At 61.9% G+C, this 12,765-nt stretch carries 24 protein-coding genes; all 24 read right to left on the reverse strand.

What is annotated here, in order from left to right; all coding sequences use genetic code 11:
* Positions 1-126: 126 nt before the first annotated feature.
* Positions 127-735, reverse strand: coding sequence for an adenylate kinase (locus NKJ77_RS09065; RefSeq protein ID WP_023701778.1), 609 nt, complete (start codon positions 733-735; stop codon positions 127-129).
* Positions 732-2,072 carry a preprotein translocase subunit SecY gene (gene secY / locus NKJ77_RS09070; RefSeq protein ID WP_023672761.1) on the reverse strand — a complete coding sequence of 447 codons (1,341 nt, stop codon included), beginning with the start codon at positions 2,070-2,072 and terminating at the stop codon, positions 732-734. Before secY ends, NKJ77_RS09065 begins: the two co-directional genes overlap by 4 nt.
* Before the next feature lie 257 nt (positions 2,073-2,329).
* On the reverse strand, positions 2,330-2,800 hold the full coding sequence (rplO, locus tag NKJ77_RS09075; protein ID WP_023672760.1) for a 50S ribosomal protein L15: 471 nt from the start codon (positions 2,798-2,800) through the stop codon (positions 2,330-2,332).
* A 22-nt stretch (positions 2,801-2,822) separates the two neighbouring features.
* Positions 2,823-3,020 carry a 50S ribosomal protein L30 gene (gene rpmD, locus NKJ77_RS09080; RefSeq protein ID WP_006205449.1) on the reverse strand — a complete coding sequence of 66 codons (198 nt, stop codon included), beginning with the start codon at positions 3,018-3,020 and terminating at the stop codon, positions 2,823-2,825.
* A gap of 24 nt (positions 3,021-3,044) precedes the next feature.
* A complete protein-coding gene (gene rpsE, locus NKJ77_RS09085) occupies positions 3,045-3,608 on the reverse strand; it encodes a 30S ribosomal protein S5 (RefSeq protein ID WP_006333394.1) in 564 nt (187 codons plus the stop codon).
* A 154-nt stretch (positions 3,609-3,762) separates the two neighbouring features.
* Positions 3,763-4,122 (reverse strand): 50S ribosomal protein L18, encoded by a 360-nt coding sequence (rplR, locus tag NKJ77_RS09090; protein WP_023682602.1) that lies wholly within the window; start codon positions 4,120-4,122, stop codon positions 3,763-3,765.
* Between the two features lie 141 nt (positions 4,123-4,263).
* Entirely contained in the window at positions 4,264-4,797 is a 534-nt protein-coding gene (rplF, locus tag NKJ77_RS09095; protein WP_023691246.1) for a 50S ribosomal protein L6, read from the reverse strand.
* Positions 4,798-4,886: 89 nt separating this feature from the next.
* Positions 4,887-5,285, reverse strand: coding sequence for a 30S ribosomal protein S8 (gene rpsH, locus NKJ77_RS09100; protein ID WP_006205453.1), 399 nt, complete (start codon positions 5,283-5,285; stop codon positions 4,887-4,889).
* A 12-nt stretch (positions 5,286-5,297) separates the two neighbouring features.
* Complete coding sequence (gene rpsN, locus NKJ77_RS09105; protein WP_010909282.1) at positions 5,298-5,603, reverse strand: 30S ribosomal protein S14; 306 nt, start codon at positions 5,601-5,603, stop codon at positions 5,298-5,300.
* A 27-nt stretch (positions 5,604-5,630) separates the two neighbouring features.
* Positions 5,631-6,230 (reverse strand): 50S ribosomal protein L5, encoded by a 600-nt coding sequence (gene rplE, locus NKJ77_RS09110; protein WP_023672755.1) that lies wholly within the window; start codon positions 6,228-6,230, stop codon positions 5,631-5,633.
* The gene (gene rplX / locus NKJ77_RS09115) at positions 6,223-6,537 is read right to left on the reverse strand and encodes a 50S ribosomal protein L24 (RefSeq protein WP_013531428.1); all 315 of its coding nucleotides are present in this window, start codon (positions 6,535-6,537) and stop codon (positions 6,223-6,225) included. The genes rplE and rplX overlap by 8 nt, the downstream gene beginning before the upstream one ends.
* A 12-nt stretch (positions 6,538-6,549) precedes the next feature.
* Positions 6,550-6,918 carry a 50S ribosomal protein L14 gene (gene rplN / locus NKJ77_RS09120; protein WP_006205457.1) on the reverse strand — a complete coding sequence of 123 codons (369 nt, stop codon included), beginning with the start codon at positions 6,916-6,918 and terminating at the stop codon, positions 6,550-6,552.
* A gap of 72 nt (positions 6,919-6,990) precedes the next feature.
* Positions 6,991-7,230 (reverse strand): 30S ribosomal protein S17, encoded by a 240-nt coding sequence (rpsQ, locus tag NKJ77_RS09125; RefSeq protein ID WP_010909280.1) that lies wholly within the window; start codon positions 7,228-7,230, stop codon positions 6,991-6,993.
* 11 nt (positions 7,231-7,241) lie between these two features.
* Positions 7,242-7,442 (reverse strand): 50S ribosomal protein L29, encoded by a 201-nt coding sequence (rpmC, locus tag NKJ77_RS09130; protein WP_006205459.1) that lies wholly within the window; start codon positions 7,440-7,442, stop codon positions 7,242-7,244.
* A 13-nt stretch (positions 7,443-7,455) separates the two neighbouring features.
* Complete coding sequence (gene rplP / locus NKJ77_RS09135) at positions 7,456-7,869, reverse strand: 50S ribosomal protein L16 (protein ID WP_006205460.1); 414 nt, start codon at positions 7,867-7,869, stop codon at positions 7,456-7,458.
* 26 nt (positions 7,870-7,895) lie between these two features.
* A complete protein-coding gene (rpsC, locus tag NKJ77_RS09140; protein WP_023672753.1) occupies positions 7,896-8,621 on the reverse strand; it encodes a 30S ribosomal protein S3 in 726 nt (241 codons plus the stop codon).
* Positions 8,621-9,010 carry a 50S ribosomal protein L22 gene (gene rplV, locus NKJ77_RS09145; protein ID WP_006205462.1) on the reverse strand — a complete coding sequence of 130 codons (390 nt, stop codon included), beginning with the start codon at positions 9,008-9,010 and terminating at the stop codon, positions 8,621-8,623. Before rplV ends, rpsC begins: the two co-directional genes overlap by 1 nt.
* A gap of 2 nt (positions 9,011-9,012) precedes the next feature.
* On the reverse strand, positions 9,013-9,291 hold the full coding sequence (gene rpsS, locus NKJ77_RS09150; protein WP_006205463.1) for a 30S ribosomal protein S19: 279 nt from the start codon (positions 9,289-9,291) through the stop codon (positions 9,013-9,015).
* A gap of 16 nt (positions 9,292-9,307) precedes the next feature.
* Entirely contained in the window at positions 9,308-10,141 is an 834-nt protein-coding gene (gene rplB / locus NKJ77_RS09155; RefSeq protein WP_023706515.1) for a 50S ribosomal protein L2, read from the reverse strand.
* A gap of 22 nt (positions 10,142-10,163) precedes the next feature.
* The gene (locus NKJ77_RS09160) at positions 10,164-10,457 is read right to left on the reverse strand and encodes a 50S ribosomal protein L23 (protein ID WP_023672751.1); all 294 of its coding nucleotides are present in this window, start codon (positions 10,455-10,457) and stop codon (positions 10,164-10,166) included.
* The gene (gene rplD / locus NKJ77_RS09165) at positions 10,454-11,074 is read right to left on the reverse strand and encodes a 50S ribosomal protein L4 (RefSeq protein WP_023672750.1); all 621 of its coding nucleotides are present in this window, start codon (positions 11,072-11,074) and stop codon (positions 10,454-10,456) included. The genes NKJ77_RS09160 and rplD overlap by 4 nt, the downstream gene beginning before the upstream one ends.
* The gene (gene rplC / locus NKJ77_RS09170; protein ID WP_023682606.1) at positions 11,074-11,802 is read right to left on the reverse strand and encodes a 50S ribosomal protein L3; all 729 of its coding nucleotides are present in this window, start codon (positions 11,800-11,802) and stop codon (positions 11,074-11,076) included. Before rplC ends, rplD begins: the two co-directional genes overlap by 1 nt.
* A 61-nt stretch (positions 11,803-11,863) precedes the next feature.
* Positions 11,864-12,172: a 30S ribosomal protein S10 gene (gene rpsJ / locus NKJ77_RS09175; RefSeq protein ID WP_010909272.1), complete on the reverse strand. Its 309-nt coding sequence runs from the start codon at positions 12,170-12,172 to the stop codon at positions 11,864-11,866.
* A 69-nt stretch (positions 12,173-12,241) separates the two neighbouring features.
* Positions 12,242-12,765 (reverse strand): EF-Tu C-terminal domain-related protein (locus tag NKJ77_RS09180; protein WP_352534959.1); only part of this gene is annotated, 524 nt, incomplete at its 5' end.

Consider the following 12,765-nt stretch of genomic DNA (forward strand, 5'->3'; position numbering starts at 1 on the left):
GCCGGCCCTTGCGGGAGTTCCCTAGTTTCAATGCGGCTGCCTTGCCCTTGCGGACAAGCAAGCCTCATGCCTGATAGGAAGACGGGCCGCCATAACCCAGCGAACCGTTCCAGTCAAGCGCAATCTTTACTTTACCGTAACGGTCTCCCGCGTCACCGCCGCGAGCAGCGCTTCAATCTCCGCCGTCACGGTGTCGACAGGAGCCATGCCGTCGACACTCCTAAGCGAGCGTTTGGCGTAATAATAGCCGATCAGCGGCGCCGTCTTCTTGTAATATTCCCGCAGGCGCTCTTCGAACACCACCGGATTGTCGTCCTTGCGCACCGGCTGTCCGGCGGCCTTGGCGTCGTCGGCGCGCTTGACGATGCGGCCGACCAACGCTTTGTCGTCGACGACGAACTCGATCACGGCATCGAGGCCAATGCCGCGCTCGGCGAGCATCGATTCAACCGCATCAGCCTGCACCAGCGTGCGCGGATATCCGTCGAGGATGAAACCGTTGGTGCAATCGGGCTGGTCGATGCGCTCGGCCACGATCGCGTTGACAATGGCGTCGGAAACCAGCTCGCCGGCATCCATCACCGCCTTGGCGCGCTTGCCGACTTCAGTGCCGGCCTGTACGGCGGCCCGCAGCATGTCGCCCGTCGACAGCTGCGGTATGCCGTATTTTTCTACCAGTCTTTGTGCTTGCGTCCCCTTGCCCGCTCCTGGCGGCCCAAGCAATATCAATCTCATCTGGCCTTCTTCCCCCCGCGCAGCTTCGACTTCTTGATCAGGCCCTCATACTGGTGCGCGATCAGGTGACCCTGGATCTGCGCCACCGTATCGAGGGTTACACTGACCACGATCAGAAGCGATGTGCCACCGAGGTAGAATGGTACGCCAGTCGCCGAAATCAGGAACTCGGGCAGCAGGCACACCAGCACCAGATATATGGCGCCGACGACGGTGATGCGCGTCAGGACATAGTCGATGTAATCGGCGGTGCGCTCACCCGGACGGTAGCCCGGAATGAACCCGGAATGCTTCTTGAGCTGGTCGGCGGTGTCCTTCGGATTGAACACGATGGCCGTGTAGAAGAAGGCGAAGAACACGATCATTGCCGCATAGAACAGCATGTAGAGCGGCTGGCCGTGGCCGAGCGAAGCGAGCACGGTGCTTGCCCAGGCCGGCAGGTTTGTCGTCTGCGAGAAGCCGGCGACCGTTGCCGGCAGCAAAAGCAGCGACGACGCGAAGATCGGCGGAATGACGCCCGACGTGTTGAGCTTCAGCGGCAGATGCGAGGTGTCGCCCTGGAACATGCGGTTGCCGACCTGGCGCTTCGGATACTGGATCAGCAGGCGGCGCTGCGCGCGCTCGAAGAACACGATCAGCGCGATGACGATGATGGCCAGCACGATGATCGCGAGTATCAGCCCGGTCGATAGGGCGCCGGTGCGGCCGAGCTCCAGCGTGCCGGAGATGGCGCGCGGCAGGCCGGCGACGATGCCGGAGAAAATGATCAGCGAAATGCCGTTGCCGATGCCGCGGGCGGTGATCTGCTCGCCCAGCCACATCAGGAACATGGTGCCGCCAACCAGCGTGACGACGGTCGAGATGCGGAAGAACATGCCGGGATCGTTGACGATGCCGTTGCCGCCTTCCAGGCCCACTGAAATGCCGTAGGCCTGCACCAGCGCCAGGAGTACCGTGCCGTAGCGCGTGTACTGGTTGATGACCTTGCGGCCCTGCTCGCCTTCCTTTTTCAGCGCTTCCAGCGACGGAATGACCGAGGTCATCAGCTGCATGATGATGGAGGCTGAGATATAAGGCATGATGCCGAGCGCGAAGATCGCCATGCGCTGCACGGCGCCGCCGGCGAACATGTTGAACATGCCGAGCACGCCCTTGGCCTGCGAAGAGAAGGCCTGCGCGAATGCATCCGGATTGATGCCGGGCAGCGGGATATAGGTGCCGAGGCGATAGACGAGCAGCGCGCCGACGGTGAACCAGATTCGCTTCTTCAGGTCCTCCGCCTTGGCGAAAGCCGCAAAATTCAGATTCGAGGCTAGTTGTTCAGCAGCCGAAGCCATGCCTGATTCTCCGCTAGAGCATGATGCCGAAAAGTGTGAAGCGGTTTTCGGACAACGTCATGCGCTACTTCTTTGATTTGTATGTCACGCTCGATGCCCGCAGCTCAGGCGGCGCGTGGCACCGAAGCTCACGAGATAAGCTCCGGGCTCCAAACATGCAAGCGGCCGCGTTGACGCGGCCGCCTAATTGATCGGATCAAAGCGCAATCGTGAACAAAAACGGATACCGTTCCTGCCGACCGCGCTTCAAATTGCCGTTACTCCGCTGCCGCTTCCGGCAGCTTGACCGAACCGCCGGCCTTTTCGATCTTCTCGATCGCGGCCTTGGAGGCGCCGGCGACGTCGAAGGCAAGCTTTGCCTTGAGCTCGCCGTCCGAGAGGATGCGCACGCCGTCCTTGACGCGGCGGATGACGCCGGCGGCAACGAGTGCCTCGGCCGTCACGGTCGCCTTGGCGTCGAGCTTCTTGGCATCGAGCGCCGTCTGGATACGAGCCAGCGACACGACGACAAAGCTCTTGGCGAAGATGTTATTGAAGCCACGCTTCGGCAGGCGCCGATAGAGCGGCATCTGGCCGCCCTCGAAGCCGTTGATGGCAACGCCGGAGCGCGCCTTCTGGCCCTTGACGCCGCGACCGCCGGTCTTGCCCGAGCCGGAGCCGATGCCACGGCCGAGACGCTTCTTGGAGTGCGTCGCGCCGTCCTTGTCACGCAGATCGTTGAGTTTCATCTGGGTTCTCCTGCGCTTTTGCTCAGCCCTCGTCCACGACGCGGACGAGATGCTGGACGGCAGCGATCATGCCGCGCACCGAGGGAGTGTCCTCCAGCGTGCGCTGCTTGTGCATCTTGTTGAGGCCGAGGCCGACCAGCGTTGCGCGCTGTTCCTTCGGGCGGCGGATCGGCGAACCGATCTGCTCAACGGTGATGGTCTTGGTTGCTTTCTTGGCCATGGTCAAAATCCCTGGTCAGATCGACTATTCTTCAGCCGCAACGGCGGTGCCGCGGCGGGCCTGAAGGGTCGAATATTTGATGCCGCGCGCAGCAGCCACATCCTTGGGATGCATCTGGCTCTTCAGCGCGTCGAACGTGGCGCGAACCATGTTGTAGGGGTTCGACGAACCCATCGACTTGGCGACCACGTCATGCATGCCGAGCGTCTCGAAGACAGCGCGCATCGGGCCGCCGGCGATGATGCCGGTACCCTGCTTGGCAGCGCGCAGCAGCACGCGTCCGGCACCCCAGCGTCCTTCGACGTCGTGGTGCAGCGTGCGGCCCGAGCGCAGCGGCACGAAAATCATGTCGCGCTTGGCCGACTCGGTTGCCTTGCGGATCGCTTCCGGCACTTCGCGCGCCTTGCCGTGACCGAAGCCGACGCGGCCCTTCTGGTCGCCGACGACGACGAGTGCTGCAAAACCGAAGCGACGGCCGCCCTTGACGACCTTGGCGACACGGTTGATGTGGACGAGCTTGTCCACCATGCCGTCATCGCGTTCTTCACGATCGCGGCCGCGGCCGCCATCCCTACGTTCCTGTGCCATATCCTGTTCCTTGTTTTTTTCCGGAAGCACGGTTGCTGATAAGATCCGGTGCGCCTCTTTGGGTCACCGGGGGCGAATTATTTTTCCTTGCATGATCTTGTCCGAAAAGTCTGCAACTTTTTGCTGCGCTGACCTTCGGTTCGGGATCAGGCAATTAGAAGCTCAGACCGCCTTCACGGGCAGCCTCGGCCAGCGCCTTGACGCGGCCGTGATAGATATAGGCGCCGCGGTCGAAGACGACTTCCTTGACGCCGGCCTTCGAAGCACGCTCGGCGATCAGCTTGCCAACAGCGGCTGCTGCCTCGGTGTCGGCGCCGGTCTTGAGCGAACCCTTGAGGTCCTTCTCGAGTGTCGATGCCGCCGCGATGGTATGGCCCTTGGCGTCGTCGATGACCTGCACGTAGATGTTCTTCGACGTGCGGTGAACCGAGAGACGTGGGCGCTCGCCGGCGACCTTCTTGATCTGACGGCGAACGCGCTGCGCGCGGCGCTGGATGGATTCCTTGGTAGCCATGATAGTCTTCCTTGCCTTCAAAAAACGGGGGGCCGCCATGTGCGGTAGGCGAAAGCGCCTCCCGCGACCGCTCCCCGCGGCGTTGCAGTTCTTTGGCTTGGCCTTTTCCGAAAAGTCTGCAACTTTTCGGGGCCAGGCCTACTACTTCTTCTTGCCTTCCTTGCGGACGATCTTCTCGCCGGCATAGCGGACACCCTTGCCCTTGTAGGGCTCGGGACCGCGATACTCGCGAATCTCGGCGGCAACCTGGCCGACCTGCTGCTTGTCGATGCCGGTCACGGTGATTTCCGTCGGCTTCGGCACAGTGATCGTGATGCCAGCCGGCGTCTGGTAGACGACATCATGGCTGAAGCCAAGTGCCAGCTGCAGGTTCTTGCCCTGGAGTGCCGCGCGATAGCCGACGCCGGTGATCTCGAGCTTCTTCTCGAAACCGTCCTTGACGCCCTGCAGGATGTTGACGATCTGCGTGCGCGACATGCCCCACTTGGAGCGGGCGGTCTTGGTCTGGTCGCGCGGCTGGACAGCGATTTCGCTGCCTTCCATCTTGACCAGCACTTCGTCGTTCACCACGAACTTCAGCTCGCCCTTGGGGCCCTTCGCCGTCACGGTCTGGCCGTTGACGGTCGCGGTCACGCCCTGCGGCAGCGAAACGGGTTTCTTTCCAATACGAGACATTTGGTTGTCCTCGTCACTTCTCTTGTTTCAGGTCTCTGTCTTCGGGAACGATCCGAAGACCGGATTCCACTTTGCGGTCAGCTGCCAGATCAGAAGATCTGGCAGAGGATCTCGCCACCGACATTCTGTTCGCGTGCTTCGTGGTCGGCCATCACGCCCTTCGGCGTCGAAAGGATGGCGATGCCGAGGCCGTTGGCGACGTGCGGGATCGACTTGGCCGAGACGTAAACGCGGCGGCCCGGCTTCGAGACGCGGGCGATTTCGCGCACGACCGGAGCACCGTCGAAATACTTCAGCTCGATTTCGATCTCGGACTTGCCGTTGTCGAAGTCGGTCTGGCTGTAGTCGCGGATATAGCCTTCAGCCTTCAGCACGTCGAGGACGCGGGTACGCAGGCGCGAGGCCGGCGTCGAAACGCTCGACTTCTTGCGGCCATACGCGTTGCGGATGCGGGTCAGCATATCGCCGAGAGGATCGCTCAATGACATGTTATGTCCTCCTTACCAGCTCGACTTGACCAGGCCCGGGATCTGGCCGTTATTGCCGAGATCACGAAGCGCGATGCGCGATACTTTGAGCTTGCGATAATAGGCGCGCGGACGGCCGGTAACTTCGCAGCGGTTGCGGATGCGGATCTTGGCCGAGTTGCGCGGCAGGGCAGCAAGCTTCAGCTGAGCGCGGAAACGCTCTTCCATCGGCTTGGACTGATCCATGATGATCGCCTTCAGGGCAGCGCGCTTGGGACCGTACTGGTCGGCAAGCTTGCGGCGCCTGTTGTTCTTCTCGACTGAGCTGGTCTTTGCCATTTCAGATTTTTCCTTTTCTCGCTGCCGTTACTGGCGGAAGGGGAAGTTGAAGGCCTTGAGCAATGCCCTGGCTTCGTCGTCCGTCTTCGCAGTCGTACAAACGATGACGTCCATGCCCCAGATCTGATCAACCTTGTCGTAGTTGATCTCCGGGAACACGATGTGTTCCTTGATGCCCATGGCGTAGTTGCCACGGCCATCGAAGCTCTTCGGATTCAGTCCGCGAAAGTCGCGGACGCGCGGCAGTGCGATGTTCACGAGACGGTCGAGGAACTCGTACATGCGTTCCTTGCGCAGCGTGACCTTGGCGCCGATCGGCATCTTCTCGCGGACCTTGAAGCCGGCGATCGAATTACGGGCGCGGGTGACGACGGCCTTCTGGCCGGCGATCATCGCCAGGTCTTCGGCCGCGATCGAAGGCTTCTTCGAATCCGCGGTCGCTTCGCCGACGCCCATGTTCAGCACGATCTTGTCGATGCGCGGAACCTGCATCTCGTTCTCGTAGCCGAACTGCTCCTGCAGCGCCTTGCGGATGGTCTCGTTGTAGACCTGCTTGAGGCGCGGCGTGTTCTGGGCCTTGGACTGTTTGCTTTCAGCCTTGGGCTTCGTGGTTTGAGCCTTAGCCATTGATGACTTCTCCCGAGCGCTTGGCGACGCGCACCTTCTTGCCGTCCTTCTGGAAGATGAAGCCGACGCGGGTCGGCTTGCCATCCTTGGGGTCGGCGAGCGCGATGTTCGACAGCTGGATCGGCGCTTCCTTGGTGATGATCCCGCCCTCTTGGGACTGGGACTGCTTCTGGTGACGACGGATCATGTTGACGCCGCGCACCAGCGCGGTGTCTTCCTTCGGCTGAACCGAGAGGACTTCGCCCGAACGGCCCTTGTCCTTGCCGGCCAGCACGACGACCTTGTCGCCTTTTCTAATCTTTTGCATTGGTCCGGCTCCTTACAGCACTTCAGGCGCGAGCGAGATGATCTTCATGTGGTTCTTGGCGCGGAGTTCGCGCGGAACCGGTCCGAAGATACGCGTGCCGATCGGCTCTTTCTTGTTGTCGACGAGAACGGCCGCGTTCTTGTCGAAACGGATCACGCTGCCGTCCGGGCGGCGGATGTCCTTGGCCGTGCGAACCACGACCGCCTTCATCACATCGCCCTTCTTAACGCGGCCGCGCGGAATGGCTTCCTTGATCGACACCACGATGATGTCGCCTACGGAAGCGTATTTCCGCTTCGAGCCGCCCAGCACCTTGATGCACATGACACGACGGGCGCCGGAATTATCCGCGACGTCGAGGTTTGTTTGCATCTGAATCATGACTGGCCGCCTTCTTCTCTTCTAACGGGACGGGCTCAAAGCCCCTCCCCGGTCTGTCCAAAATTCGGTTTGTTACGCCTGGTCCGAAGACACGACGATCCAGCGCTTGTCCTTGGAAATCGGCTTCGATTCCTGGATGAACACCTGATCGCCGACCTTGTGGGCGTTGTTCTCGTCGTGCGCCTTGTACTTCTTGGTCATGCGCACGGTCTTCTTCATCACGGGATGCGTGAAGCGCCGTTCGACCTTGACGACTACCGTCTTCTCGTTCTTGTCGCTGACGACAGTGCCCTGCAGAATGCGCTTTGGCATGATTTTCGTCCTTAAGCCTTCTTGGCCGCGGACTTTTCCGCAGCGATGGTCTTGATACGCGCAATGTCCTTGCGAACCTGCCGCACGCGCGCGGTCTTCTCGAGCTGGCCGGTGGCCTTCTGGAAGCGCAGGTTGAACTGCTCCTTCTTCAGGCTGGCCAGATCGTCGGTCAGCTGGTCCTGGGTCTTCGTCCGGATGTCTTCGGCTTTCATGATCAGCCCGTCCTTATTCTGCGATGCGCTGTACGAAGCGCGTCCTGACCGAGAGCTTGGCCGCGCCGAGACGCAGCGCCTCACGGGCGGTTTCTTCGTTGACGCCGTCGATCTCGAACATGATGCGGCCCGGCTTGACGCGCGCCGCCCAGTAATCGACAGCGCCCTTGCCCTTGCCCATGCGCACTTCGGTCGGCTTCGACGTCACCGGCACATCAGGGAAAATACGGATCCACACGCGGCCGGCACGCTTCATCTCACGAGTGATCGCGCGGCGGGCCGCCTCGATCTCACGCGCGGTGACGCGGTTCGGCTCAAGCGCCTTCAGCCCGAAACCACCAAAATCCAGGTTGGTGCCGCCCTTTGCGGTACCATGGATACGGCCCTTGAACTGCTTGCGGAACTTTGTGCGCTTTGGCTGCAGCATCGTTCTAACTCCAAATTCCTAAATAATCAGGCGTTTTCGCGACGACGACCGCGTTCGCGATCGCCACCACCGCCATGCGCAGCATCACCCTCGGTCGCGCGACGCTCCGAAGCCATCGGATCGTGCTCGAGGATTTCGCCCTTGAACACCCAGACCTTGACGCCGCAGATGCCGTAAGCCGTATGCGCTTCGGCCGTGCCGTAGTCGACATCGGCGCGCAGCGTATGCAGCGGCACGCGGCCTTCTCGGTACCATTCCATGCGCGCAATCTCGGCGCCGCCGAGACGGCCGGCGCAGTTGATGCGGATGCCTTCGGCGCCCAGGCGCATCGCCGACTGAACGGCGCGCTTCATGGCGCGGCGGAACGCGATACGACGCTCGAGCTGCTGGGCGATCGACTGGGCGACCAGGGTCGCGTCGATTTCCGGCTTGCGCACTTCAACGATGTTCAAGTGCGTCTCGGACTTCGTCATCTCCATCAGCTTCTTGCGAAGCTTTTCGATGTCGGCGCCCTTCTTGCCGATGATCAGGCCCGGGCGCGCCGCATGGATGGTGACGCGGCACTTCTTGTGCGGGCGCTCGATCACGACCTTCGAAATCGCAGCCTGCTTCAGTTCCTTTTCAAGATATTTGCGGATCTTGATGTCCTCATGCAGCAGTTTGCCGTACTCGCCGGTGTTCGCGAACCAGCGCGAATCCCAGGTGCGGTTGATGCCGAGGCGCAGACCGATCGGATTGACTTTCTGGCCCATTATGCGGCCTCCCCTTTTTCTTCGACTTCACGAACGACGATCGTGAGGTGCGAGAACGGCTTTTCGATACGGCTGGCGCGACCGCGGCCACGAGCATGGAACCGCTTCATGACGATCGACTTGCCGACATAGGCTTCCGCCACGATCAGCGCATCGACGTCGAGGTCGTGGTTGTTTTCCGCGTTGGCGATAGCCGATTCCAGCGTCTTCTTGACCGTGCCGGAAATCCGCTTGGCCGAGAATTCGAGATCGGAAAGCGCTGTCGCGACCTTCTTGCCGCGGATCAGCGCGGCAACCAGGTTCAGCTTCTGCGGGCTGATACGGATCGTGCGCAGAACGGCGCGCGCTTCGTTGTCAGCAAGCCTGCGCGGAGCTTTGGCCTTGCCCATGATTATTTCCTCTTCGCCTTCTTATCCGCGCCGTGACCGTAATAGGTCCGGGTCGGAGCGAATTCACCGAACTTGTGACCGACCATGTCCTCGTTCACCGAGACGGGAACATGCTTCTGGCCGTTGTAGACACCGAAGGTGAAGCCGACGAACTGCGGCAGGATGGTGGAGCGACGGCTCCACATCTTGATCACCTCATTGCGACCACCTTCACGAACCTTGTCCACCTTCTTGAGAAGGTAGCCGTCGATGAAGGGGCCTTTCCAAATAGAACGAGTCACTTGGCGTTACCTCTTCTTAGCTCTTGCGCTGATGGCGCGAGCGCAGGATGAACTTGTCGGTCGCCTTGTTGGACCGCGTCTTCTTGCCCTTGGTCGGCTTGCCCCACGGGCTGACCGGATGACGGCCACCGGAGGTGCGGCCTTCACCACCGCCATGCGGATGGTCGACCGGGTTCATGGTCACGCCGCGATTGTGCGGGCGCTTGCCGCGCCAGACCGTGCGGCCGGCCTTGCCGTCGTTGATGTTGCCGTGGTCGGGGTTCGACACGGCGCCGACGGTGGCCATGCAGGAGCCGTGAACGACACGCTGCTCGCCCGAGTTGAGGCGCAGGATCGCCATGCCCTGGTCGCGACCGACCAGCTGGCCGTAGCCACCTGCCGAGCGGGCAACCTGGGCGCCCTTGCCCGGCTTCAGCTCGATGTTGTGGACGATCGTGCCGACCGGCATCGAGGCCAGCGGCATCGCATTGCCCGGCTTCACGTCGACCGATTCACCGGCCACGATCTTGTCGCCGGCGGCAAGGCGCTGCGGAGCGATGATGTAGGACAGCTCGCCATCGTCATACTTGATCAGCGCGATGAAGGCGGTGCGGTTCGGATCGTATTCAATGCGCTCGACCGTGCCGACGACGTCGAACTTGCGGCGCTTGAAGTCGATGATGCGGTACGAACGCTTGTGACCGCCGCCGATGAAGCGGGCCGTGATGCGGCCGTGATTGTTGCGGCCGCCCGACTTCGTCAGGCCTTCGGTCAGGCCCTTGACGGGCTTGCCCTTGTAGAGGCCCGAGCGGTCGACGATGACCAACTGGCGGGTGCTCGGCGTTACCGGGTTGAATTTTTTAAGTGCCATTGTCCTGTCCTCGCGGCCTAGCTCAGAGACCCGTCGCGACGTCGATCGACTGGCCGTCGGCCAGCGTCACGATCGCCTTCTTGACGTCGCTCTGGCGGCCGATCGTGCCGCGGAAGCGCTTGATCTTGCCCTTGCGGACAAGCGTGTTCACGGCCGTAACCTTGACGCCAAACAGCGCTTCGACAGCGGCCTTGATTTCCGGCTTCGACGCCTTCTTGGCGACGTTGAAAACAACCTGGTTGTTCTCGGAAGCCATGGTCGACTTTTCGGTGATCGCCGGCGAGACGATCACGTCGTAATGACGGAGGTCGGTCATTTAAAGCGCTCCTCGAGAGCCTCGACGGCGGCCTTCGAAAGGACCAGCGTGCCGCGGCGCAGAATGTCGTAGACGTTGATGCCCTGGATGGGCAGCACGTCGATGTTCGGGATGTTGGTCGCCGCCAGCTTGAAGTTCTGGTCAAGCTCGGCACCGCCAATCACCAAGGCATTGGTCAGGCCCAGCGTCGCGAAATTCGCGATCAGCGCCTTCGTCTTGGCCTCGGTCAGCTTCAGCTCGTCGATGATGATGATCGACGCGCTCTTGGCCTTGGCCGAGAGAGCATGCCGCAAGCCCAGAGCGCGCACCTTCTTCGGCAGATCGTGCTCGTGGCTGCGAACGACCGGGCCGTGGGCCTTGCCGCCGCCGCGGAACTGCGGAGCGCGTGCCGAATGGTGACGGGCGCGGCCCGTACCCTTCTGCTTGTACATCTTGGCGCCGGTGCGCGCGATTTCGGCGCGGCCCTTGGCCTTGTGCGTGCCCTGCTGCCGTTTGGCCAGCTGCCAGCGCACGACGCGCTGCAGGATGTCCTCGCGCGGATCAAGGCCGAAAATCTCCTCGGAGAGTTTCACCTTGCCGGCGTCCTTGCCGCCAAGCGTTGTGATCTTGAGATCCATTATTCTGCTCCCTCTGCGGCCGGAGCCTCGTTCTTGGCGCCACTCTCGGCGGCAACGGCGCGGATCGCGGCAGGCTTCGGCGCATTGGCCGGCAGTGCCACCTTGGCCGCATCGCGGACCAGGATCCAGGCGCCCTTCGATCCGGGAACCGCACCGCGGATCAGGATCAGGCCGCGATCAGCGTCGGTCGAAACGATCTCGACATTCTGTGTGGTGACGCGGGTGTCGCCCATGTGGCCAGCCATATGCTTGCCCTTGAACACTTTGCCCGGATCCTGACGCTGGCCGGTCGAACCGTGCGTACGGTGCGAAACCGAGTTACCGTGCGTCGCGCGGCCACCACCCATGTGGTGGCGCTTGATGACGCCCTGGAAACCCTTGCCGATCGTCGTGCCCGTCACATCGACCTTCTGGCCGGCGACGAAGTGCTCGACGGTGATCTCGGCGCCGACATCGATCATGTTGTCGGCGGAGACGCGAAACTCGGCGACCTTCGCCTTCGGCTCGACGGAAGCGGTCGCGAAATGGCCGCGCATCGCCTTCGACGTGTTCTTCACCTTGGCAAGGCCAACGCCGAGCTGGACGGCCGTATAGCCGTTCTTCTCCTGCGTGCGCTGAGCCACGACCTGGCAGTTCTCCATCTGGAGAACGGTGACGGGAACATGTTCCCCGGCATCATTATAGATGCGGGTCATTCCCACCTTCTTTGCAATCACACCTGAACGCATCGGTTCAATTCCTTTAGAGTTCCGGGCCAGGGGCACCGCCCCTTACCGCGCTCTCATTCCCTTAGAGCTTGATCTCGACGTCGACACCGGCGGCCAGATCGAGCTTCATCAAAGCATCGACCGTCTGCGGGGTCGGATCGACGATGTCGAGCAGACGCTTGTGCGTGCGCATCTCGAACTGCTCGCGGCTCTTCTTGTCGACGTGAGGCGACCGGTTGACCGTGAACTTTTCGATCCGCGTCGGCAGCGGAATGGGGCCGCGGACGTTTGCTCCGGTGCGCTTGGCCGTCGACACGATTTCTTTCGTCGAGGCGTCAAGCACGCGGTGATCAAACGCCTTCAGGCGGATGCGGATATTCTGTCCGTTCATGCGTCACTTCCTTGTTCTGGCGCGGCGCGGGCAAATCCTGCGCCCGCGACAGATCGGTTTAAGTCTAAATTACTCTTTGATGGTGACGACGATGCCGGCACCGACGGTGCGGCCGCCTTCACGGATGGCGAAGCGCAGCTTCTCTTCCATGGCTATCGGCACGATCAGCTCGACATCGACCGTGATGTTGTCGCCGGGCATAACCATTTCCGTGCCTTCCGGCAGCGACACGATGCCGGTCACGTCGGTCGTGCGGAAGTAGAACTGCGGACGGTAGTTGGTGAAGAACGGCGTGTGACGGCCACCTTCGTCCTTGGTCAGGATGTAGGCTTCGGCCACGAACTTCTTGTGCGGCTTCACCGTACCGGGCTTGGCCAGAACCTGGCCGCGCTCGACACCTTCACGATCAACGCCGCGCAGCAGCGCGCCGATGTTGTCGCCGGCCTGGCCCTGATCGAGCAGCTTGCGGAACATCTCGACGCCCGTGCAGGTCGTCTTGGTCGTCGGGCGGATGCCGATGATTTCCAGTTCCTCGCCGACCTTGACGATGCCGCGCTCGACGCGGCCGGTCACGACCGTGCCACGGCCCGAGA

The organism is Mesorhizobium sp. M0052 (assembly GCF_040323255.1).
Lineage (GTDB): Bacteria > Pseudomonadota > Alphaproteobacteria > Rhizobiales > Rhizobiaceae > Mesorhizobium.